General features: G+C 40.8%; 22 protein-coding genes. 17 read left to right on the top strand and 5 right to left on the bottom strand.

Annotated features, from left to right (window positions below; all coding sequences use genetic code 11):
• Positions 1 to 86 precede the first annotated feature (86 nt).
• From PFZ69_RS16765 to PFZ69_RS16750, 4 genes are all read left to right on the top strand, one after another.
• Positions 87 to 863, top strand: a complete 777-nt coding sequence (locus PFZ69_RS16765; protein WP_270182250.1) for an enoyl-CoA hydratase — start codon at positions 87 to 89, stop codon at positions 861 to 863.
• Between the two features lie 18 nt (positions 864 to 881).
• The gene (locus PFZ69_RS16760; protein WP_270182249.1) at positions 882 to 1286 is read left to right on the top strand and encodes an acyl-CoA thioesterase; all 405 of its coding nucleotides are present in this window, start codon (positions 882 to 884) and stop codon (positions 1284 to 1286) included.
• A 118-nt stretch (positions 1287 to 1404) separates the two neighbouring features.
• Entirely contained in the window at positions 1405 to 2298 is an 894-nt protein-coding gene (locus tag PFZ69_RS16755; RefSeq protein ID WP_270182248.1) for a hypothetical protein, read from the top strand.
• Positions 2299 to 2314: 16 nt separating this feature from the next.
• Positions 2315 to 3253, top strand: coding sequence for an NADP-dependent oxidoreductase (locus PFZ69_RS16750; protein WP_270182247.1), 939 nt, complete (start codon positions 2315 to 2317; stop codon positions 3251 to 3253).
• A gap of 135 nt (positions 3254 to 3388) precedes the next feature.
• Here PFZ69_RS16750 and PFZ69_RS16745 read toward each other — a convergent pair whose 3' ends face one another.
• Positions 3389 to 4759, bottom strand: a complete 1371-nt coding sequence (locus tag PFZ69_RS16745; protein ID WP_270182246.1) for a YjiH family protein — start codon at positions 4757 to 4759, stop codon at positions 3389 to 3391.
• Positions 4760 to 5499: 740 nt separating this feature from the next.
• On the opposite strand from PFZ69_RS16745, the gene PFZ69_RS16740 reads away from it, so the two are divergent.
• Both PFZ69_RS16740 and PFZ69_RS16735 read left to right on the top strand, forming a co-directional pair.
• Complete coding sequence (locus PFZ69_RS16740; protein WP_270182245.1) at positions 5500 to 5910, top strand: hypothetical protein; 411 nt, start codon at positions 5500 to 5502, stop codon at positions 5908 to 5910.
• Positions 5903 to 6922: a GNAT family N-acetyltransferase gene (locus PFZ69_RS16735; RefSeq protein ID WP_270182244.1), complete on the top strand. Its 1020-nt coding sequence runs from the start codon at positions 5903 to 5905 to the stop codon at positions 6920 to 6922. Before PFZ69_RS16740 ends, PFZ69_RS16735 begins: the two co-directional genes overlap by 8 nt.
• Before the next feature lie 48 nt (positions 6923 to 6970).
• Here the strand turns inward: PFZ69_RS16735 and cspD are convergent, their stop codons facing one another.
• Both cspD and PFZ69_RS16725 read right to left on the bottom strand, forming a co-directional pair.
• Complete coding sequence (gene cspD / locus PFZ69_RS16730; protein ID WP_270182243.1) at positions 6971 to 7171, bottom strand: cold-shock protein CspD; 201 nt, start codon at positions 7169 to 7171, stop codon at positions 6971 to 6973.
• Between the two features lie 213 nt (positions 7172 to 7384).
• Positions 7385 to 8596, bottom strand: a complete 1212-nt coding sequence (locus tag PFZ69_RS16725) for an MFS transporter (RefSeq protein ID WP_270182242.1) — start codon at positions 8594 to 8596, stop codon at positions 7385 to 7387.
• 244 nt (positions 8597 to 8840) lie between these two features.
• Here PFZ69_RS16725 and PFZ69_RS16720 point away from each other — a divergent pair, with 244 nt between their 5' ends.
• The 3 genes from PFZ69_RS16720 to PFZ69_RS16710 all read left to right on the top strand — a co-directional run bounded on the left by PFZ69_RS16720 (position 8841) and on the right by PFZ69_RS16710 (position 10585).
• Positions 8841 to 9185, top strand: a complete 345-nt coding sequence (locus PFZ69_RS16720) for a carboxymuconolactone decarboxylase family protein (RefSeq protein WP_270182241.1) — start codon at positions 8841 to 8843, stop codon at positions 9183 to 9185.
• Positions 9186 to 9227: 42 nt separating this feature from the next.
• A complete protein-coding gene (locus PFZ69_RS16715; protein ID WP_270182240.1) occupies positions 9228 to 10103 on the top strand; it encodes an alpha/beta fold hydrolase in 876 nt (291 codons plus the stop codon).
• Positions 10104 to 10171: 68 nt separating this feature from the next.
• Positions 10172 to 10585: a CoA-binding protein gene (locus PFZ69_RS16710; RefSeq protein ID WP_270182239.1), complete on the top strand. Its 414-nt coding sequence runs from the start codon at positions 10172 to 10174 to the stop codon at positions 10583 to 10585.
• Positions 10586 to 10611: 26 nt separating this feature from the next.
• On the opposite strand, the gene PFZ69_RS16705 is transcribed toward PFZ69_RS16710, so the two are convergent.
• Positions 10612 to 11259, bottom strand: coding sequence for an SIMPL domain-containing protein (locus tag PFZ69_RS16705; RefSeq protein ID WP_270182238.1), 648 nt, complete (start codon positions 11257 to 11259; stop codon positions 10612 to 10614).
• 86 nt (positions 11260 to 11345) lie between these two features.
• Here PFZ69_RS16705 and PFZ69_RS16700 point away from each other — a divergent pair, with 86 nt between their 5' ends.
• The 6 genes from PFZ69_RS16700 to PFZ69_RS16675 all read left to right on the top strand — a co-directional run bounded on the left by PFZ69_RS16700 (position 11346) and on the right by PFZ69_RS16675 (position 18460).
• Positions 11346 to 12584: an aminopeptidase gene (locus PFZ69_RS16700; RefSeq protein ID WP_270182237.1), complete on the top strand. Its 1239-nt coding sequence runs from the start codon at positions 11346 to 11348 to the stop codon at positions 12582 to 12584.
• A gap of 91 nt (positions 12585 to 12675) precedes the next feature.
• Complete coding sequence (locus PFZ69_RS16695; protein WP_270182236.1) at positions 12676 to 14973, top strand: ATP-dependent DNA helicase; 2298 nt, start codon at positions 12676 to 12678, stop codon at positions 14971 to 14973.
• A gap of 132 nt (positions 14974 to 15105) precedes the next feature.
• Positions 15106 to 16095 carry a sodium:calcium antiporter gene (locus tag PFZ69_RS16690; RefSeq protein WP_270182235.1) on the top strand — a complete coding sequence of 330 codons (990 nt, stop codon included), beginning with the start codon at positions 15106 to 15108 and terminating at the stop codon, positions 16093 to 16095.
• Between the two features lie 168 nt (positions 16096 to 16263).
• Positions 16264 to 17439: an MFS transporter gene (locus PFZ69_RS16685; protein ID WP_270182234.1), complete on the top strand. Its 1176-nt coding sequence runs from the start codon at positions 16264 to 16266 to the stop codon at positions 17437 to 17439.
• A 227-nt stretch (positions 17440 to 17666) separates the two neighbouring features.
• On the top strand, positions 17667 to 18011 hold the full coding sequence (locus PFZ69_RS16680; protein ID WP_270182233.1) for a MerR family transcriptional regulator: 345 nt from the start codon (positions 17667 to 17669) through the stop codon (positions 18009 to 18011).
• Positions 18008 to 18460 (top strand): SRPBCC family protein, encoded by a 453-nt coding sequence (locus PFZ69_RS16675; RefSeq protein ID WP_270182232.1) that lies wholly within the window; start codon positions 18008 to 18010, stop codon positions 18458 to 18460. The genes PFZ69_RS16680 and PFZ69_RS16675 overlap by 4 nt, the downstream gene beginning before the upstream one ends.
• Positions 18461 to 18513: 53 nt before the next feature.
• Here PFZ69_RS16675 and PFZ69_RS16670 read toward each other — a convergent pair whose 3' ends face one another.
• Positions 18514 to 19092, bottom strand: coding sequence for a biotin transporter BioY (locus tag PFZ69_RS16670; RefSeq protein ID WP_270182371.1), 579 nt, complete (start codon positions 19090 to 19092; stop codon positions 18514 to 18516).
• 274 nt (positions 19093 to 19366) lie between these two features.
• Here PFZ69_RS16670 and PFZ69_RS16665 point away from each other — a divergent pair, with 274 nt between their 5' ends.
• The gene (locus PFZ69_RS16665) at positions 19367 to 19720 is read left to right on the top strand and encodes a hypothetical protein (RefSeq protein WP_270182231.1); all 354 of its coding nucleotides are present in this window, start codon (positions 19367 to 19369) and stop codon (positions 19718 to 19720) included.
• Between the two features lie 222 nt (positions 19721 to 19942).
• A complete protein-coding gene (parE, locus tag PFZ69_RS16660) occupies positions 19943 to 21916 on the top strand; it encodes a DNA topoisomerase IV subunit B (RefSeq protein ID WP_270182230.1) in 1974 nt (657 codons plus the stop codon).

Below are 21916 nucleotides of genomic sequence, written 5' to 3'. Positions count from 1 at the left end.
AAATTACAAACGTTTACATGTAAGATTAACATGTAGCTCTTTATTATCGTTGAAAAATGTTCTACATAAAAAAGGAGTGATCTAGGATGGAAAAGGTAACGTATGAAATTGTAGAAAGAACGGCAATCGTCACGATCAATAACCCGCCTCTTAATGTATTAAGTAAAGAAGTGATCAACCGCATTTATGACATCTTTCAAGAACTTGAAACGGATGACGAAGCTGTATCGGTCATCTTAACGGGTGCTGGAGACAAAGCTTTTGTGGCAGGTGCTGATATTAAGGAATTCCCTGAATGGATGGGACAAGCCAATTTCAAGGAAATCGTCATGGATACCCATCGAATGTTTAACTACATTGATGATTTTCCTAAACCGACGATCGCTCTTTTAAATGGACTAACATTCGGCGGAGGCTGTGAACTAGCCATGACTTGTGATATCCGTGTCGCTGAAGATCAGGCGCAGCTAGGTTTGCCAGAGATTAAACTAGGATTGTTTCCAGGTGGAGGAGGTACTCAGAGGTTACCTCGCTTAGTGGGAGAAGCGAGAGCAAAAGAAATCATGTTTACTGGTGAACCGATCACTGCGCACGAAGCAGAACAATACGGACTTGTGAATCACGTTGTGCCAACTGGACAAGGCATGACATACGCACAGAGTCTAGCGTCTAAGATATCTGATAAATCTCTTCAGTCTTTATCCAGAATAAAACAAGCGGTTAATAAAGGAACTGAACTGCAGTTGGAAAAAGGGATTGAACTTGAAGCAGATCTGTTCGACCAAGTTTTTCAGACTGAAGATATTAAAGAAGGTGTCAATGCCTTTTTTGAAAAAAGAAAACCACAGTTTACACACAGGTGATAGGGAAGAGGGAATGAGATGAGCCACGAAATGAACGTAAAGGTTAGATTTTGTGAAACAGATGCCCTTGGGCACGTGAATAATACGAGCTATTTCATTTACATGGAAGAAGCAAGGGTTGAGTTTTTGAATCAGCATAGAGGAAGTTCGGGTACTGATGACTGGAAATTCATCTTAGTATCTACAAATTGTGATTTCCATGCCCAACTGTACTTCGGTGAAACGCTTACGGTTGAAACGGATATCAAGAAGATTGGAACGAAGAGTTTCGTCATGCGTCACCGTATGACGAATGCAGAGAACGGTAAGCTTGTTGCTGAAGGTGAATCCGTGATTGTTTACTTTAATTTTAAAGAACAAAAAAGTGAGCCGATTCCTGAAGCGCTTCGAAAAGCGCTCGAGGAAAGTTTTCAAGTAAGTTAAAGGGCTGCAGAGCGAGCGTGGGTAAACCTCGCTCTTTCTTTTTTATGAGAAAAATGATTCGAAAAAGAGATTTATGGATATTGTGTAATGTATAGACCTAACGAAAGGACTGATTCTGATGAAAAAACTATCGAAGCAACAGTATGATAAAGCCTGCTCATACATAGAGAACGAGGCGAGAGGAATCGATCGAGCATATTTTCATTTTTGGAATGGATCAGGAAGTAAAGAGGAAGTTTTAGAACAGCTAGAACAGTACCGAAATGATGATGGCGGGTTTGGTCATAGTATAGAACCAGATTTCAGACTAAAAGAATCATCACCGATGGCTACCACTGTAGCTTTTCAATTTTTAATTAAGCTCGGATTATCTAAAGACCATCCGTTTATTCAAGAGGGAATACGTTACTTTCAATCTACATGTAAGGAGGAAGGCTGGAACGCTGTGCCAGAGGCAGTCAACCATGTTCCTCATGCACCATGGTGGAGTGTTCAGGAGGGAGAGCAGAAATACTCGGCAAACCCTGATGCCGAAATCGTCGGTTACCTGATGGCGTATAGTGATGATAAGGAACCTAAATCTGCAATGCTTATGAAAGTGATGGATCATTTAAGTGATTTGAACGAATATGAAATCCACGAAGTTCAATGTTACTTGAGGCTAGCTGATTTAGCTCAAGGAGATATTCAAAATGTCATACTAGAGAAAGTGCAAAAGCAGCTACCATATATCGTAGATCGTCCCGAGAAATGGGATTCGTATGGCGTTCAACCCGTTGTTCTCGTCGATTCAGAAGAGTCACCATTTGTAGATGAATTGAATCAGGAGGTTCATGTTAATCTTGACTACATAATAGAGAAACAGCAGGAAGATGGTAGCTGGGCACCTACTTGGGAGTGGGGGCAGTACCAGGATGATTGGGAAAAAGCGAAGAAAGAATGGAGTGGGCATCTTACAGTTCAGCAATTGATTACACTGAGCAAGTTTGATCGAATCGAACGTGAACAGTGATGAAGGAGGCTAATTAATGAAAGCTGTAGTGATCGAAGCCTATGGTGGACGAGAGCAATTGAAAGAAGTTGAACTTGATTCGCTAACGCCAAATGACGACCAGGTCGTTGTTGAAAGCTATGCAACTTCAGTAAACCCTATCGATTGGAAAGTAAGAGAGGGTTACTTGAAAGAGAAGCTTCCTTTCAATTTTCCAATCACACTTGGCTGGGACATTGCGGGTATCGTAAAGGAAAAAGGTAGCAACGTAACAGACTTTGAAGTTGGAGACAGGGTTTTTGCAAGACCAGCAACGACAGCTCAAGGTACTTACGCTGAAGAAGTTGTCGTGGATTCTCATTTACTCACTCATATCCCAGATAATATAACATATGAAGAAGCCGCCTCGATCCCGTTAGTCGGTCTTACCGCATGGCAGTGCTTGATTAATTTTGCAGATGTTAGAAGAGAGGATAAGGTTCTGATTCATGGCGGTTCTGGTGGAGTTGGGAGCTTTGCGATTCAACTTGCTAAGGAGAATGGTGCTTATGTAGCAACAACGTGTAGTGGGAAAAACAAGGAGTACGTTGCAGCGTTAGGCGCAGATCGTGTTATCGATTATGTAGAAGAAGACTTTTCTAATGTTGTGGAAGAATACGATGTTGTAATCGATACGATCGGAGGAGAAGTATTGGATAAAAGCTTCCTCGTATTAAATGGGGGAGGAAGGCTTGTGTCGATCGTCGATATCCCAGATAAAGAAAAGGCGAAGGATAAAGGAGTTCGCTCAGGAACAGTATGGTTAGAACCCAATGGTGAACAGCTAAATCAGATCGGTGAACTTTTAAGAGAGGGGCGTATCAAAGCCACTATCGGGCATCGGTTTCCGTTTAGTGAAGAAGGTATCAGAGAGGCGCATAGAGTGAGTGAATCGCACCATGCTAGAGGCAAAATCGTCATTCTTTTTGATAAATAAAGGCAGCTTCGGCTGTCTTCTTTTTATGTGTTTATAAAATTTCACGCACCGTATTATAGATAATAATTTTTAAAACAATACATTAAGAACTCAATACCAAAATAAAAAGCCAGGATATACAATCCTGGCAAAAAATTAAAAGATAATATGCGCCATAATCACGATTACTGGTAGTGAAATCAGTGTACGTTCTAAGAAAATGATAACAAGATCAAAGAAACGAACAGGTACTTTTGATCCAAGTAACAATCCACCTACTTCTGACATGTAGATCAACTGGGAAACAGATAGACAAGCGATGACGAAGCGAGTTAATTCACTTTCAATGCTTGAACCTATGATAGCTGGTAGAAACATATCTGCAAATCCGATCACCATCGTTTGAGCAGCTTCTGCGGCTTCAGGCACTTGCATCAGATTGAGTAACGGAACGAATGGTGCTCCCAAATAGCTGAATAGAGGGGTGTTCTCAGCGATAATCAATGCGATCGTTCCGATTGCCATAACGATTGGAATAACGGCCATCCACATATCTAAAACGTTTTGGACGCCGCCTTTTGCGATGGATGAAATCTTGTTTTTACTTGCAGTTTCAGTCGCTTTGACGATTCCGAATCGAAATGGTGTATAGCCGTCTGGAATTGCATCACTACGCTTATCGGATACATTTTCATGTGTTTCATCAGGTTTTCTAGATAACGGCGGTATTCTAGGCATGATGATTGCTGCAATGACACCAGCTAGTGCGATCGTTAGATAGTAAGGTATGAAATATGCTTGAAGTCTCATTTCAGCTAACACTACGATACTGAACGTAATGGATACAACAGAGAAGGTTGTTCCGATTACCGCGGCTTCTCTTTTTGTATAATATCCTTCTTCATACTGTTTACTTGTAAGTAGAACACCGATCGTTCCATCACCCATCCAAGATGCGAGACAATCGATAGATGAACGACCAGGGAGTGTAAAGAGCGGTCTCATGAATCTAGTAAGAAGCGCACCGCATAATTCTAGCAACCCAAAATTTAATAAAAGTGGTAAGAAAAGGCCAGCAAATAAAAATACAGAGAATAGTATAGGTATAAGACTATTTAGCAGCAAACCACCCGTTGCATCTGACCAAATCCATTCTGGCCCAATCTTGTATAAGGTAAGAATAGCAAAGATCATCCCAAGTGTACGGGCGATGAGCCAAATTGGTGAAACTTGCAGTAAGTTTACGAGAAATGGGGAGTTTGTTACCCATTTTGGCTTAGCCACCACTGCAATAATGCTGAGTATCACTGTGATCGAAATGATAAGTGTCATTACCTGGGGAAGCGTTACTGGAACTGATTCAGCAAAAAATACTTGAAGCCAATCAGCTAGTTTCGCTATTGGTATCGTGATTCCTTCCTTTGCGGGTATGGGAATCATGAATAAGAATATCCCGATCAATGATGGTATAGCGAATTTCATGATACTGGAAGCTGTTACGTTTTCTTGATGATTACTACTTTGCATCGACTGTCACCTCTGTTATGTATAATAATTTTATGAATAACTGTATCTTTATAAAAACAATGTTATAAATATAACACAAAGCTGTTAAAGTAACAGCAATAAAATGAAGTTCAAGAATATAGACATTGTTCTGAAAACAGAAACTATTATTTATTATACCGATAAAAGACAGGTATTTAAAGGTTTTTGTGACAAAGTGTCCATCTAACTTGGAAGATAACGTCCTAGAGAAGAGCGCAATTATACATAAATAAAGGCAAGGAACTCATTTGTCGAGTCCTTGCCTACGTAAAAGCTATATATGTTTAGCATGTCTAGTTTGCCGATTATATTCAAGATGATTTTCAAATGTAGAACCGAAAAAACAGGAAGAACATTTTTGGTATCCTTTTTGCTCCGTCAATACCTCGAGTTCTGTGTCAAGATTAACCTCAGACCGATCTTTAAGTGGTGTTTCAGGCAAGTGGCACTCATCACCAGCATAGGCTGTCCTATGGACAATTCGGTTTTGGTGGTCAATCATGTATTTTCCCATATTGTTATATCAATTCCCATCTATAAGAAGATTACTCTTAGTGTAACACATGGGTACTTATATTGATACAGCATAAATTATTTATTATACCCTATTTTGTTAAGAAATATTACTATTTATGCGTTATTTTCTAAAAAAATTCACAAACTTGAAACCTTAAGGGGTGTTTTACGTAATAAAAGTAAAACAAATGAGGAGGAATATCATGAGTGGAATCGGATTGTTTTTTCTAATCGTAATGACTAGCATAATTTCCCTCGCATTTTACTCCGATCATAACCGTAAAAAAAGGAGAGTAAGTTCGAATCCAAAACCTTCTTTCGAGTCCCGCTCAGCTGCAAGTATGTTTGTTATCGCATCGATTGAAGAGCGAGTAGACATTTCCCCAGAAGAACGAAGCGAACTAGATCAACTTGACGTAGAAGGTATCCTTGCATTTGCTGTTGCTAGAGAGTGGTTATCTAGTAATGATGAATCATCGATTAAAGACCAACTTCACTCAACAAAAAGTGAGCCTTCATTCGATTCAAGTTATGTTGAAACGGACCATACGTATGGTGGCTCAGGAGGGTACGATAGCGGCGGCGGATTCGATGGAGGTGGGGGAGGTGAATAACTTAATGAATGAAAATGTGTTTATCCAGTCTGGATCGTTAGCAATAAGGAGTCTCGCGCCAGGTGATGAAGACCTCTTATTAAAATGGCTGACCAATGATCATGTTTTGAAATATTACGAAGGAAGAGATCGTCCCTATACGTTAAATCGTATCAAGGATGACTATTTTGATCGAAATGATGTCGTCGGTTGTATCGTGTCCTATGATAAAGCTCCAATTGGTTATATTCAGTTCTACCGCTCCTATTCTATTGCGTGGGTATCCCTTCCAGATGGGACATACGGTATGGACCAGTTTATCGGTGAGCCTTCATACTGGAATAAAGGCATAGGTACTGAACTTGTCAAAATGGTTGTTGAGTTTCTTGTTAAAGAAAAAGAAGCAGCGTTGATCGTTATGGATCCGCAGGTATGGAACGATCGAGCAATTGCTTGTTATGAAAAAGTTGGGTTTAAAAAGAAATCTATTCTAAAACAACACGAGTGGCATGAAGGCGCGATGAGAGATTGTCAGCTAATGATGTATGAACCTTATCTCCACCTGAATTCTGTACAAGATCAAGATAGATCGTACATAAACGACATTTTCAAAAAGAGCTGGGGAAGTGACATGATGGTGGTTTCTTCAGGTGTTTATCATAGCAACGACTTAGACGGCTTTTATTTGAAGCATGAGGGTAAGGTCGAAGGATTAATCACTTATGTTTTCCGTGGTGAGACGTGTGAAATCATATCGCTCGATAGCTTTAATGAAGGGGCTGGCATAGGGAGTAAGCTATTACTTGAAGTCGAGCTTGCTGCTTATCGAAAAGGTATCCATAAGGTAGAACTTCTAACTACGAATGACAATATGGACGCACTCCGTTTTTATCAAAAGAGAGGCTATCGTATTACGAGCGTATTCCGTGGTGCAGTTGATGAGGCACGTAAGGTGAAGAAAGAAATACCAAAAACAGGGTATTACAACATTCCGCTGCATGATGAACTGCTCTTAACGAAAAACTTAAAATAAAAAATAAGAGCCCGGTGAGTGATCACCGGGCTCTTATGAATTTACAATTTATGCTTTTGTTACGTTAGCAGCTTGAGGTCCACGGTTACCTTCAACGATTTCGAAGCTAACTTCTTGGCCTTCGTCTAGAGTTTTGAAACCTTCGCCGTTGATTGCAGAGAAGTGTACGAATACGTCGTCTGCTCCTTCAACTTCGATGAAACCGAAACCTTTTTCAGCGTTGAACCATTTTACTTTACCGTTTTGCATAAAAAATTGCCTCCTAATGTACCACATCGTACATAATTTAAAATTCACCATTTCACTAAGTAATACGTTTACATTAAAAAACTGTAACTTCAAAAGCGAGGATTTAACTTTGTTACCCCCTCGAGAAGTTACAGCTAATTTAAATCCTAAATATATTAAAAGTAAAAATGGTTTAATTACATAATAGCACTCACATATTCGGAATGCAAACCTTTATTGGAATTCTTTTGGGATTTTAACGGTGAGTCTTATTCGTCGTTTTTGAATCGGTATGATTGAGCCAAATAGTGCGATTATTGAAGCGCCGATTAAGATCCCGGATACGCCTTCTCCAGCAAACAGTAAAAGTGATAAAAAGACGATTAGATCAAATATTGAATCTAAGATAGATAATAATGAAATCGTCGTAGCCCGCACATGCGAAGGAATGATATCGTTACTGAGCTGAGAATAGATCGGATAACGAATCGCACCGATCCACCTTAAGAAAAGGATGACACCAAGAATCAACCAAAGCGTATCTTGAAACAGTGCTGCTACAAGAAGCCCGCCTGCACTCAGAAAGCCTGAAGCATACATCAAGGTTATTCTTGAAATTCTTTTTGTAAGAAATGTAATACTTCTTGATGAAAAGAATGCGAGAAGTGCTCCAATTGCATAAACAGGTCCGATTAAAAATACAGGTAACCCCGCTTCGGTCATCAGGGGTTGATCAAACCTCTCGAACACAGCCACTGTGGGGATGAAAACGAGTGTAAGGTTCAGAAACATCAATAAAAGCTGCGGGGCTCGTTTGATCACACGTAATCCTTCTACAACTTTATTCATCGACGTATCGGATACAGTCATCTCAACGGCTGGTTCATGAATGAAGAATAGTAGAATGAATTCAATCAGATAGACGCCAAGGCTTAATAGTATTAACAGCTGGAATTGCTGCTGATTTAAATCGTTTGCAAGAAAAGCCCCTATCAATACGGCAAGAATCATCGAGATAAAACCTGCGGATTGAATTTTTCCCATCGCTTCATCCATCTTGCTCTGCTTTTTATCGACTTTTAACGATTCGTAGATTAATGCTTCATCCGCTCCAGAGAAAAAGGTAACAGAAAAGCCATTTAGAAAACTAAATAGCATAAATAACCACAGATCGTTTGAAAGCAATAGTACGATGATGCTCAGTAGTTTAATTAAGGAGCCGATTAAGAATGAGAGTTTCGGACCAAACCGGTCAGCAAAGACCCCAGCAGGTATTTCTCCAATTAATACGGCACCGCTCCAGCACATCAATACGACTAAAATCGTTGCTTCCGTTAAGCCATTACTTAAATAAAACAGTGTTAGAACAGGCTGCAAGAAGCTAATTGACCCAAAAAAATTCACCCAAAATAAAACAGAAATGTTCCTTTCAGAAATCGAGTACATTGTCCTCCAACTTTCTCAAAAATGTTCCGACAAATCGAAAGCAGGAGGGGTAATGATTAGTTCGTTTCACCTCTCCTGCTTGTAAAAGTTGAATGTAGAATTTTTGACATATGATTTCCTCCTTAATTGTTATGAGAAAATTATAGCAAATTTTTCAGATAAGATATATTGCACATTCAATTGTTTCGTTCTTGATAAAAAGAAGGAAAGTGTATTACTACGTTAACGAAAAGGAGAGATTGTGATGAAGCAAGCAGAAGAACGATTAGAATCCTATCGTACAGGGATCGAGCAGCTTACCGAATCATTACCTGAAGCTATAAAACAGTACAATAGGTTTACCGCAGAATGTTTTGAAGAAGGCGACATCCAAAAGAGTACGAAGCATTTAATGGCTTTAGCTATCAGCACGAAAGATGGGGATAAAGAGAGTATGACTTATCATATGGATCAATGTGTTGAACTTGGATGTAGTGACAAAGAAATCTATGAAACGATGTTGGTCTCCGCTGCATACGGTGGTGGATCAGCCATGAGTCAAGGAGTAACGAAGGGTTTAGAGATTCTTAAAGAGATTAGACAAAGATAACAAAAACTGTGTTACCATGAATTGGATAATGGGAGGGATTAGATGGAAACGTCTCTTACTACCACATCACATGGTATCAAGGAGTATTACTATAGGAGAGGAACTGGAAAGACGATCGTTTTGTTAACAGGAATGGGCGGATCACTTTATGAGTGGAACGAACTAATGGATTCTGACTTTTCATTTCTAGCTTATAACCGAGCCGGATATGGAAGGTCAGAGCCTGTATTGAACCACACGTTAGCAACCCCTCACGAAGAGCTTTATTCTTTATTAGAAGCGCTCTCTATCGACGAAGCAGTTATGCTTGCAGGTTTTTCGTACGGTGGATTGATCGCTCAAGGATTTGCGATGCATTATCCAGAGAAAGTAGCAGGGGTGTTATTGATCGATTCAACATCGATTAACATGCACCGCTTAGATGAAGTGAAGTCAAGTGATGAAACCAACACTGATGAGTATTGGCTCAAGATGTGCTCGAGGTTGTCTGCATTAACTCCTACAGAGCTAGAGCTCGAACAACCACCTGAACTCCATCCTAAACAAAAAGAATGGAACAACACTATTCAACAGGCATTATATGATCACGATCTCAACCCAAGTTTATATCAAACAGTTGGGAAAGAACTCTCACTTTGGAAGGAGTATGCTGCATCGCTACATAATCGATCGTTTCCACAAGTTCCACTCGTAATCATAGCGAGAGATAAAAAACATAGTATCCGGGAGCAAATCGATGCTGGAACTGTAAAAGATGAAGCGGAAGAGATGGAAACGGTTTGGAGTGAGTTGATTCAAGAGCAAAGGCTCTTAGCTTCTAATAGTACTTACCGTGTTGCAAAAGGATCAGGCCATCATGTTCCTCTGAATCGCCCTGACCTTATTCTACACTCTCTTAAGGAATTACTTAATCGTTGAGCGTTTTAATAGGGCTTGATTGAGGAAAACTTTATAATAGAGGTAACTAAGAAAAAGGGGTGTATGAAATGGCGATTGAAAACCCATCTCGAGAAGAGATTAAGAAAATCTTAAAGGACAATAAACGGATTGCCGTTGTAGGACTTTCGAATAACCCTTCTCGTACGTCGTATATGGTATCACAGGCGATGCAAGATGCCGGTTATGAAATCATACCCGTTAATCCGACGATCGACGAGACGCTTGGCAAGAAAGCAGTTGACTCATTAAAAGATATCGAAGGACACGTTGATATCGTAAACGTATTTAGACGGAGTGAGTTTCTACCTGACATTATGAAAGATGCTGTGGACATTGGTGCTGATGTGTTTTGGTCACAGCTTGGAGTCGCCAATGAGGAAGCCTATCGATATGGCAAAGAGCACAACATGACGATGGTTATGGATCGCTGCATCAAAGTTGAGCATGCGATGACGAAATAAGTAAAGACGTCCAACAGTGGACGTCTTTATTTGTTTAGAAGATAAATGAGCGTGATATCTGCCGTAATTGCAATTTGGCCAGGTTGGATAGGGGTTGCAGATGAGTAAGCGATATTTCTAGGAGTAATCGTCTCTGGAACGCCTGCTTCAATCACTTTGTGTGGTGATGAGGGGAGTGAAAGTCCAAGCGCTTCTGAGATGTTTTCTGCTTTTGCTTTTGCCTGGCGTATGGCGAGTCTTTGAGCTTTTTCGTAATACGGCTCTTTATTACGCACATCGAACGTAATGCTAGAGATGGTCGTGGCACCAGCCGACACTGCTGTATCGACCACTCTCCCGGTTAATGCAACGTCATCGATCACCACTTTTAATAAATGTGTGACCTTGTAACCGAGGAAAATCTTCTTATTATCCTCATACTTATATTCTTCTTCTATTTTGTAGACAGCCGTTCCGATGTTATGTGGCGGTATTCCCATTCCTCTTAACGAAGCAACGATATTAGTTGTTGTAGAGGCATTTTCTTGTTGTGCTTCGGTGATTGAAGCAGACAGCGTTTCGACCCCAAGAACAGCGATTCCACGGTCTGGTGTGACGTCGATCGTGCCCGTCCCCATCACCGTTATCGTATGATCGCATTGGCACTCTTCATGGCCTTTTCTTTCTTCCGTCATAGTAGCACCTCTTTCTGGTTATTACTCAGCAGGACAATTCCGATTACTTTTGTTAAACTTAAATTGTCAAACAAGGAGGAATGTACATGTCAAAACAAGAAACGCTCCAAAAATATGCAGAGCTTGCGCTAAAACGAGGAGTTAACCTACAAGAAAATCAAATGTTAGTTGTGAATGCGCCAGTTGAAAGCGCTGACTTCGCAAGGATGGTAGCAAAGAACGCTTATGAAATCGGAGCGAAAACCGTACATATTAATTGGACAGATGATACTCTTGATCGTTTATGGTATGAAAATGCAGCCCAGGATGTGCTAGAAAACGTCCCTGAATGGCGTGTGAAGATGTTCGATCATTTTGCTGAAGAGAGCGCTGCACTACTCTCGATTCGTTCTACAAACCCGGATCTACTTAAAGGAATCGACTCATCCCGCATCTCAGCTTCTAACAAAGCAGCTGGAGAAGCGATGAAGAACTTCCGTAAATATACGATGAACGACAAGATCACATGGTCAATCGTCGCTGTTCCCAATGAAGAATGGGCGAAAAAAGTGTTTCCTGAGTCAGGCGGTGAGGAAGCGGTTGAAAAGCTATGGGAGCAAATCTTTAAGATTACTCGTGTAGATAAGGATAATCCGATCGAAGCTTGGAATGACCATAACGCTACCCTTGCTAAAGCAAGAGATGTATTAAACGATCGCCAGTTTAAAAAGCTCATTTACAAAGCACCGGGTACAGATCTTGAGATCGAATTGCCAAAAGGACACATCTGGAAAGGCGGTTCATCTCTTTCTGAGAAAGGGATCGAATTCAATGCGAATATGCCTACGGAAGAAGTGTTCACACTTCCAGACAAATATGGCGTGAACGGTACGGTTTCGAGTACAAAACCTCTTAGTTACGGTGGTAACTTAATCAATAACTTCTCTCTCACGTTTAAGGATGGTGAAGTGGTTGATTATTCAGCAGAAGAAGGAATCGAGACGCTTAAGAGCTTGTTGAACATGGATGAGGGTGCGAGAAGACTAGGGGAGATTGCAATCGTTCCACACGAATCGCCTATTTCTCAATCAGGTCTCATTTTCTTTAACACCCTGTACGATGAGAATGCTTCTTGTCACCTCGCGCTTGGTAAAGCATACCCAAGCAGCATTAAAGGCGGAGCAGATATGGATGATGAAGCACTAGATCAGAATGGCGTGAACAATAGTATCACGCACGTTGATTTTATGATGGGATCTGGTGAACTTGATATCGATGGCGTTCTAGAAGATGGGACGACAGAAGCCATTTTCCGAAATGGAAACTGGGCGATCGATGTAAACTAATATTTAGAGCTCTGGCTAATAGCCAGAGCTCTTTTTGTTTGGCAGCACCTGTTATAATGAAAGGTAGTAAATACATAGATCAGGTGATGATATGCACGAATCAATAAAGGTTTCCGTTCGACCGCTCGTTGAATATGCATTTCGAAGTGGAAGCATAGACGCACGCTTTCGAACGGCGACTACGATGCATGAAGGGACAAAGCTACATCAATACGTTCAAAAACAGTATGGTGAACAGGATCAAAAAGAAGTTCCATTTGAGATGGAGTTTGAATACGACGACCTCCTTTTTTATATTGAAGGCCGATGTGATGGTCTATTAAAGAGAAATGATTCGTACGTTGTCGATGAAATTAAATCAACTTCACTTCCACTTGAGGAAATAAACGAAAACTCTTATGCCGTTCATTGGGCTCAAGCCAAGTGCTATGCCTACATGGCGATGATGAAGTATGACCAGGCTACTATTTCCGTTCAGTTGACATACATCCAATCGGAAACGAAGGAAGTCCGAACGTTTACCAATTCATACTCACTTGAAGACCTTTCGCACTTTATAAGTGAAGTCATACAGCGCTATACGCCTTTCGCAAGATGGAAAGTTGACCATCATCATCGGTTGATAGACAGTAGTCGTTCATTGACGTTTCCGTTTGAAACCTATCGAGAAGGACAACGAAAGTTTGCTGGATCTGTTTATAAAACCGTCCAAGAAGGTGCTACACTCTTTGCTTCCGCTCCTACAGGAATCGGAAAAACGATGAGCACGCTTTTTCCGACGATAAAAGCAATCGGTGAAGGACATGGACAGAAGATCTTCTACTTAACCGCTAAGACAATCACACGCGAAACTGCACAAGAAGCGTTTAAAATGATGGAAGATAAAGGTCTCATTGCTACATCCGTTACCATTACAGCGAAGGATAAAGTTTGTTTTAAAGAGAAAACGATTTGCCAAAAGGATTATTGTGAATATGCAGATGGGTATTATGATCGTATTAATGAGGGGCTATTAGACCTCTTGAGGAACGAAACGAGAATTACGAGAGAGGTCCTTGAAGGCTATGCACATAAGCATCGACTCTGTCCTTTTGAACTTTCCCTAGATGCTGCCTACGTTGCAGATGCCGTGATATGTGATTATAACTACATATTCGATCCGCGCGTATCGTTGAAACGGTTGATTGAAGAGCAAAAGAAACAAACAACGGTGCTGATCGATGAAGCGCATAACCTTGTTGATCGAGCAAGGGGGATGTTCTCTGCAGAATTGCATAAATCTGCGTTCTTACAACTAAAACGATCCTATCGATCGACTAATCAAGAAATTTCGAATGCCGCTTCCTCTATCAACAAATTATTTATCGATTATAAAAAATCCGCTCAGAGCGGTTATGTTGTTCAAACTGATGTCGATGAAGAATTACTCGTTCACCTCGATACGTTTGTTTCAGTGTGCGAGAAGGAGTTGTTACTTCAGGGGAATGATGAAGAACTGTTAGATGTGTATTTTACATGTCAAAATTTCATACGGATTGCGAAACTATACGACCATCATTTTTTCACTCTCGTTCAAGCGGGGAAATCTGAAGCTAGCATGAAATTATTCTGTTTTGACCCTTCAAATCAACTTTCTAGAATGCGAAACGGTTTCAGGTCGACCGTCTTCTTTTCAGCTACCTTCTCACCACTGTCCTACTATCAAAACATGCTTGGTTGGGAGGATGATGACTATCAAGTAACGATCCCTTCTCCCTTTCCGGAAGAGAATATGAGTGTTTATATCGCACCGTTGTCTACGAAATACCGAGAACGCGAGGAAACTTTGGAGCCACTCATCGATCTACTTGAAAATGTTGTGACAAAAAGAAAAGGCAACTACTTGTTTTTCTTTTCTTCCTACGGGTATATGGAACGCGTTTATGAAGCGTATACAGATAGAGAAATTGACACCGACACGATTCTTCAGCATCAAAACATGACTGAAGAAGAGCGGGAACAGTATTTAGAAACATTCACATCTGGACGTTCAAAAAGCCTCGCTGGTTTTGCTGTACTCGGGGGGATCTTTTCTGAAGGAATCGACCTTAAAGGAGATCGACTGACTGGCGTAGTCGTTGTAGGAGTTGGATTACCAAACTTTGATACTGAGCGCAAATTGATGAAAGAACGGTTTGACCTTGACGGGAAGAATGGATTTGAATACACGTACGTGTATCCTGGAATGAATCGGGTTCAGCAAGCAGGCGGACGATTGATTCGTTCTGAAACGGATAAAGGAATTCTAGTGCTGATCGACAGCCGTTACGTAGAAAAGAGATATCAACAGTTATTACCTTTTGAATGGAGAAACTTTGATCTGCTTACTCCTGAAAAAAAGATACAGTGAACAAAACCCGCTACGATGCGGGTTTTGTTGTGTCTCTCCTTCTCCTTCATAATATCCTCCATTCTAAGTTTAACTCCTAACGGAACAGGTAATAGATTAAGATGAATGAAACTTGAAGGAGACCCACACACAATGAACTTATTCCTTGTCTTTGTCTTATTTATCATTGCAGCAATCGCGACATACTTTGTGGCGACTCGGCTCGCTATGTACGGCGATGCCCTTAGTGAGAAAACAAAAACCTCATCAGCGTTTATGGGGATCATCATAGGTGCTGCTATATCTTTGCCAGAACTGACTTCAAGTGTGACGGCTATTGCGATCGATAGCCCTGACCTTGCTATCGGAAATCTGTTAGGAAGCAATTTATTTAACCTTTTAGCGCTTGCAGTACTTGATATTGTGTACCGGAAAGAGCAGATCATGGGTAAAACGGATATTGGTAGTAAACTCTATATCTACTTAGTGATCGTGATGACATTGATTGTAGTAGCTGGTCTATCTCTTACGCTACCTGCATCAGTGTTCCATATTGGATATAGCTCTGTCATCCTTGTTTTCGTGTATCTTGTAGGAATCAAGTTGATCAACAAAAAAACGGAAGAAAAAGTGAAGCGAAAGAGCAGGAAAAATGAACAGTACAATGATTTTACGTACAAAAAGGTCCTGACGAGATTTATCCTTTCAGCAGTAGGGATCATGATCGTGGGAACAGTCCTGACGTTAACGGCTGATCGAATTGCAACCGAAACGGGTCTTGGGGCTTCGTTTGTCGGCTCATTCTTAGTAGGTGCTAGCACGTCGCTTCCTGATGCTGTGAGTGTTGCGACCGCGCTGAAATTGAGAAACTATAACATGGGAGTAAGCTCATTACTAGGAAGCAACGCGTTCAATATCATGCTGCTTTCTTTTACGGATGTGTTGTATCTCGAGACGAATATTTTTAGACACGCTAGTATGTCGAACATTATTACGACTGTCTCGTCAGTCGTTGTCATCCTTGTGATTTTATATAGCATTACGAGAAGGAATCACAGAACGACGTTTTACTACGTGCTCCCACCACTTACAATCGTCATCATCTACTTCATCGCTACGTTTACAGTCTACCAAATGAGATAAATGATAGAGGCAGAATGCCTCTGTCATTTTTTTTTTTTTTTCGATTCGTACATGCGGGCATGGCAGGAATGAGAGCGTTTTACAAGAATGTAATAAATTTTCAAACACGTTTACGCGTGTGTAGACGGTGGAATCCCCCGGTTAGAATACATCTTGGAGGTTACACACATGTCAAAAGGAAATAGCATTCACGCTCTCATCATCCTATTATTTACACAGTTTATTTCAGGAGGAGTAACGAATACAAAAGGAATTGTTCTGAACCAGGTAGAAACCGACATAGGGCTCGATATGAGTCAATTTGGACTGGTGGTCTTTATCTTCCAGCTAGGTTTTACCTTTGCGAGTTTACTCTTTGGTTATTTAACGGATAAAAAAGGACTTCGCATAATGGTGATCTTTGCAACAGCTTTAATGGGGCTTGGATTCCTTGGTACGGGGTTCGCACCAAACATCACGTTCTTTCTAGGATTCTATATGCTGATCGGCTTTGGGCTTGGAGCTCTAGGTGTTGCATCGAATGCGATCGTTCCTGCTGCATACCCGAATAAACAAAATCAGATGTTTAACCTTGCTATGGGGATCTATGGACTCGGAATGGTCTTATTCCCTCAAGTCTTAAATTTCTTATTCCAGTTTGGGTCATGGCGATACTTTTATGTAGGAATCGCCGCTCTTAACGTGATCGTGATCTTCTATGTCACATCCGTTGCGTTTCCAGAAGGGAAGCCTCAAAAAGTTAACTTAAAAGCATTTATCCCAATGATAAAAGACGCTCAGATGGTCTTTCTCATGTTCTTTCTTATCTTTGAAGTCTCTGCAGAGGTTTCGTTTACGAATTTCTTTCCAACGTATTTGAAGTCGTTAGATCTCGGTGGTCTCTCGCAAGAAGCGAAGTCTGATATGGTCGCAACGATTCTATCGCTCTTCTCAGTGTTCTTTATGATTGGAAGACTAGGGGTCGCGTATCTCGCGAACAAAATAAATGAAAGATTGATCATGATCACATTTTCACTCGGTTCAGTGCTGATCGTTGGCATTAGCTTTCTGTTCGCAAACCAAATGCCTTATCTATTTGCAGGGGCAGGTTTGTTTTTCTCAGCGCTATTTCCAACCGCAACAGCATTCGGAACGAGCATTTCGAAAAACCCAGGCTCTGCGCTTGGCCTAATCTATGTAGCAGCTGGAATCGGTGGAGGACTTGCAGGGTATTTGATCGGAATTGTGTCGGAGATATTCGGCAACAAAGGAGGATTTAGCTTAATCATCGTGTTCCTAGGACTTATGTTTGTTTCTTCTTTACTACTGAACACGAAAAAATCGAGCCAGACACAGAGTGGGTAAGCATGAAAGGATATCCGAAATCACACCTATCTACTGGTGTGATTTTTTTGCTTCTAATGACCGCATACTAGTTCTTGAGAAGGTTTTCTACCTATCAGTTGAACGATCGTGTAGATTGAGAGATATGGAACGTTCTTCGTATATTGGCTTCTAATTCGATAAAATAATAAAATAACGTTGACCTTGTGGTGTACCCCACAGTTTATGATATAGGTGGGAGTGAGAGAATGTACAAGATTAGTGATTTTTCCGAGATGACGGGATTAAGTAAAGAAACATTACGGTACTACGCAGAAGTAAAGTTACTCGAACCCGCTTATATTGATTCAGTTAACAAGTATCGGTACTACGATGACGGTAGCTACTTCTTAGCAATCCTCCTAGTGAAGTTAAGAAGGCTTGGTTTTTCGATACAAGAAATGATCGGTGTGATGGAGGACGAGTCTTTTGCTAACTTAGAACAATTATTACTTCAAAAAAGAAACAAGATTACTATGCAGATAGAAGATCTTTATCTTCAGCTTGAGGAGATTGATGAGTTTCTTGCATCTGGAAAGGAGAACGATGAATGATTCAATGGAAAGAAGAAATGATTATTGAGAAGAACATAGAGAACGTATGGAGATTGTTTTCAGATGAAAACATTAAACGGATCATGCCGAAAGTAGAGGAACATATTTTGATCGAAAAGAAGGAGGATGAGGCAGGGGCAAAGCATAAGCAAACGTATCGTGAAGGAAAGCGGCTTGAAACCTACATTGTCGAAACACTAGCATATGAAGACCTACCGGACAAAAAACACAAAGAACAAAGTTTCGTTTTGGGGAAAGCGTTTGAGATCACACTTTCGTTTACGTTACTTAAACTTGATGAGACTACCACTAAATTTATATATGAAGGTCAAAACAAAGGTGTTAACTTTGTTGGAAGGGCTATGTTGAAGTTAGGTAGTGAGAAAAGTAACAATAAAGTGGTACACGAGTTTATGGAAAGAGTTAAGACCGAAGCGTTAACAGGGTAATACAGCATCAAAAAGAGAGCTTATCAGCGGGATAAGCTCTCTTTTTCATTATACTATGCGACTCTACTCTCAGAACGCTGAGAAGATTTATTCACTGCTTTGTAGATGCGTGGTGCCATAACAGCTGCGACGATTGACATGATGATATCTTTTGGTAGCGGAGCGAGCATCCACATCCAGGCCATACCATACGTGAACCCTTCAGGCGCCATCGCCCAGAATTTATAAGCGAAATACATATAGTTTGTTCCGAGAACGTAGTTAAGAATAAATGCTGTGAAACTAGCGATCATAAATGTTCGTAAAGTAGGCTTTGCTTTTGATTCAATGATCTTTCCTGCGATATAAGCGACTAAAATATACGATAAGATAAATCCAAATGTCGGTTTGAACAGAATACCAGGACCTCCTGTAAACTGAGCGAAGACCGGTGCACCTACGAAACCAACTAACGCGTAGACAGTCATTGAAATTGCGCCTAGTCGGCTACCTAGTAATAGCCCTGCTAATATAGCAAAGAATGTTTGTAGCGTAATCGGCACGCCACCTACGACTAAAAATTGTGCGATATTTGCTCCGACTGCCATCAAGGCAGCAAACATTCCAGCGAATACTAAATCAATCGTTCTCATTTTTTTCATAGTTAGCCCTCTCTTTCGGTTTCTATAAAGAATCGTAAAAGATTTCCGTCATAGTGTCAACTTAATTTTTGTGTAAGTTAACAAATAAAAAAGAGGTTAACAGCACTTCGATGTCAGGAACATTTATTAAAATTATATATGATTTATGTTAGCGTGAAACCCAATAGGCGTAGAAGGAATTGTAGGACGTTGCCTTGAAAACTACTACTTAAATCCACAATGTATGGTAAACTTATTACGAAAGTACGTTGAGAGGAGCCTCTGTATGAACTTACTGAGGGGAACCATTCTAGTCGTTTTATCCCTTTGCATCGTCCTTGCAATAGGAACTGCCTTTGCAAATGAGCAAAAGGATGAACTTGTTTTTGTTACTGGTGAAGTACAAAAGAAAATGGTGCGATATGAAGAACCCCAACTAACTGAAAAGACAAATGACAAGAGCGGGAACGATGAAGAGACGATCGATGCGGTCGAAAAACCTTATTTTTATCTTATTGTAAACAAAACTCCCTATTTAGCCGATGAATCAAAATGGAACAAGGTCGATGAAGGAGATCACGTCACGATCGGGTATGAACCTGGAAATGTACATAGATTAAAAACAATTGATGAAGAATAGACAATAAGGTACAATACGGTTCGATGTTTTTCTCTCCTGCCACTGTGCAGGATTTTTTATATACAGCAACCTTATTGAAACGGTAATCCGTCGATAATCGGTCGACAACTTATAAAAACAGCCTCTATCTGGCAATGCTGAACAAAATGAGAGAAAAAGAGATAGAAACACATGTTCTCATATGGTAGGCTATTCTATACAGAGTTTTGAAAGGGGAAAAACATGGCAACGAAACAAAAACAAGCAAACGAATATAGTGATGATTCGATTCAGGTGCTTGAAGGTCTTGAAGCGGTTAGGAAACGTCCTGGTATGTATATTGGGAGCACGGATTCAAGAGGTCTTCATCACCTTGTATATGAAATTGTAGATAACTCAGTAGATGAAGTCCTTGCTGGACATGGTGATGAAATCAAAGTAACGATCTATGAAGATAACAGTGTGAGCATTCAGGATAACGGCCGTGGGATGCCCGTTGGAATGCATAAGCTCGGTAAACCAACTCCTGAAATCATCTTAACGGTCCTTCATGCAGGTGGTAAGTTCGGTCAGGGCGGATACAAAACGAGTGGCGGCTTGCATGGTGTTGGTGCTTCTGTCGTAAATGCCTTATCTGAATGGCTCGAAGTGACGATCCACCGTGACGGCTTTACGTTCGTGCAGCGTTTTGAAAACGGCGGTAAACCGGTAACGACCCTTGAAAACAAAGGAAAAACACGTAAGACGGGTACATTGATTCATTTTAAGCCAGACACAACGATGTTTAGCACATTGAATTATAACTACGACACGTTGAGTGAGAGACTTCGCGAAGCCGCTTTTCTTCTTAAAGGATTGAAGATTACGCTAGAAGACCAACGTCATGATCGTAGCGAGCAATTTTACTTTGAAACAGGGATCGAAGCGTTCATCGATTATTTAAACGAAGACAAAGAAACGCTACATCCCGTCGTAACGTTCGAAGGTGAGAACAACGGAATCGAGCTCGACTTCTCGTTTCAATATAACGACGGTTTTTCTGAAAACGTTCTTTCGTTCGTTAACAACGTTCGAACAAAAGATGGCGGTACGCATGAATCAGGTATGAAGACTGCAATCACGCGTGTGATCAATGATTATGCTAGAAAAGTGAACTTATTAAAAGAAAAAGACAAAAACCTCGAAGGAAACGATATTCGAGAAGGGTTTACTGCAATCGTATCGGTCCGTATTCCAGAGCACCTACTTCAATTCGAAGGACAAACTAAAAGCAAACTCGGTACAAGTGAAGCGCGTTCCGCAGTTGATGCTGTTGTTTCTGGACAATTTTCTTACTTCTTAGAAGAAAATCCATCGACGAGTGAGATGCTTATTAAGAAATCGATAAAAGCGGCTCAAGCAAGAGAAGCAGCAAGGAAAGCACGTGAAGATGCGCGATCTGGGAAAAAAGGAAAACGTAAAGAAACGATCTTGAGCGGGAAGCTAACCCCAGCGACCTCTCGTAACCCTAAGAAGAATGAACTGTATCTTGTTGAGGGTGACTCAGCCGGAGGTTCGGCTAAACAAGGGCGAGACCGTCGTTTTCAGGCTGTTCTACCGTTACGAGGTAAGGTCATCAATACGGAGAAAGCCAAGCTTCAAGACATTTTTAAAAATGAAGAGATCAATACGATTATTCATGCCATTGGTGCAGGGGTTGGTCCTGACTTTGACATCGAAGATACGAACTATGACAAAGTCGTAATCATGACAGACGCTGACACGGACGGTGCTCACATTCAAGTTCTTCTACTAACGTTTTTCTACCGCTATATGAAGCAGCTTGTCGAACATGGCAAAGTCTTTATTGCTCTTCCTCCACTTTATAAAGTAAGTAAAGGAAAAGGGAAGAAAGAAGTCGTAGAATATGCCTGGGACGAAGAAGGCATGAAAGAAGCGATGAAAAAAGTAGGGAAAGGCTATACGATCCAACGTTACAAAGGTCTAGGTGAAATGAACGCCGATCAATTATGGGAAACAACGATGAACCCAGAAAGCCGCACGTTGATCCGTGTGAAGATCGAAGACATTGCAAGAGCTGAACGACGCGTTTCGGTTCTCATGGGGGACAAAGTTGAACCCCGAAGACAATGGATCGAATCAAATGTGGCCTTTGGATTAAATGAAGATACCAACATCATCGAAAACGAGAATATTTCCATCATTGAGGAGGCGTAA

It is taken from the genome of Alkalihalobacillus sp. CinArs1 (genome assembly GCF_947387515.1).
Classification (GTDB): domain Bacteria; phylum Bacillota; class Bacilli; order Bacillales; family Guptibacillaceae; genus Guptibacillus.
The sequence above is the reverse complement of the archived record's forward strand: the minus strand, read 5'-3'. Positions and strand labels throughout refer to the sequence as shown.

What these genes read in the sequence shown, in the direction of transcription:
- PFZ69_RS16765 (WP_270182250.1), top strand. Translation starts at nt 87, where the DNA reads ATGGAAAAGGTAACGTATGAAATTGTAGAAAGAACGGCAATCGTCACG.
- PFZ69_RS16760 (WP_270182249.1), top strand. Translation starts at nt 882, where the DNA reads ATGAGCCACGAAATGAACGTAAAGGTTAGATTTTGTGAAACAGATGCC.
- PFZ69_RS16755 (WP_270182248.1), top strand. Translation starts at nt 1,405, where the DNA reads ATGAAAAAACTATCGAAGCAACAGTATGATAAAGCCTGCTCATACATA.
- PFZ69_RS16750 (WP_270182247.1), top strand. Translation starts at nt 2,315, where the DNA reads ATGAAAGCTGTAGTGATCGAAGCCTATGGTGGACGAGAGCAATTGAAA.
- PFZ69_RS16745 (WP_270182246.1), bottom strand. Translation starts at nt 4,759, where the DNA reads ATGCAAAGTAGTAATCATCAAGAAAACGTAACAGCTTCCAGTATCATG.
- PFZ69_RS16740 (WP_270182245.1), top strand. Translation starts at nt 5,500, where the DNA reads ATGAGTGGAATCGGATTGTTTTTTCTAATCGTAATGACTAGCATAATT.
- cspD (WP_270182243.1), bottom strand. Translation starts at nt 7,171, where the DNA reads ATGCAAAACGGTAAAGTAAAATGGTTCAACGCTGAAAAAGGTTTCGGT.
- PFZ69_RS16725 (WP_270182242.1), bottom strand. Translation starts at nt 8,596, where the DNA reads ATGTACTCGATTTCTGAAAGGAACATTTCTGTTTTATTTTGGGTGAAT.
- PFZ69_RS16720 (WP_270182241.1), top strand. Translation starts at nt 8,841, where the DNA reads ATGAAGCAAGCAGAAGAACGATTAGAATCCTATCGTACAGGGATCGAG.
- PFZ69_RS16715 (WP_270182240.1), top strand. Translation starts at nt 9,228, where the DNA reads ATGGAAACGTCTCTTACTACCACATCACATGGTATCAAGGAGTATTAC.
- PFZ69_RS16710 (WP_270182239.1), top strand. Translation starts at nt 10,172, where the DNA reads ATGGCGATTGAAAACCCATCTCGAGAAGAGATTAAGAAAATCTTAAAG.
- PFZ69_RS16705 (WP_270182238.1), bottom strand. Translation starts at nt 11,259, where the DNA reads ATGACGGAAGAAAGAAAAGGCCATGAAGAGTGCCAATGCGATCATACG.
- PFZ69_RS16700 (WP_270182237.1), top strand. Translation starts at nt 11,346, where the DNA reads ATGTCAAAACAAGAAACGCTCCAAAAATATGCAGAGCTTGCGCTAAAA.
- PFZ69_RS16695 (WP_270182236.1), top strand. Translation starts at nt 12,676, where the DNA reads ATGCACGAATCAATAAAGGTTTCCGTTCGACCGCTCGTTGAATATGCA.
- PFZ69_RS16690 (WP_270182235.1), top strand. Translation starts at nt 15,106, where the DNA reads ATGAACTTATTCCTTGTCTTTGTCTTATTTATCATTGCAGCAATCGCG.
- PFZ69_RS16685 (WP_270182234.1), top strand. Translation starts at nt 16,264, where the DNA reads ATGTCAAAAGGAAATAGCATTCACGCTCTCATCATCCTATTATTTACA.
- PFZ69_RS16680 (WP_270182233.1), top strand. Translation starts at nt 17,667, where the DNA reads ATGTACAAGATTAGTGATTTTTCCGAGATGACGGGATTAAGTAAAGAA.
- PFZ69_RS16675 (WP_270182232.1), top strand. Translation starts at nt 18,008, where the DNA reads ATGATTCAATGGAAAGAAGAAATGATTATTGAGAAGAACATAGAGAAC.
- PFZ69_RS16670 (WP_270182371.1), bottom strand. Translation starts at nt 19,092, where the DNA reads ATGAGAACGATTGATTTAGTATTCGCTGGAATGTTTGCTGCCTTGATG.
- PFZ69_RS16665 (WP_270182231.1), top strand. Translation starts at nt 19,367, where the DNA reads ATGAACTTACTGAGGGGAACCATTCTAGTCGTTTTATCCCTTTGCATC.
- parE (WP_270182230.1), top strand. Translation starts at nt 19,943, where the DNA reads ATGGCAACGAAACAAAAACAAGCAAACGAATATAGTGATGATTCGATT.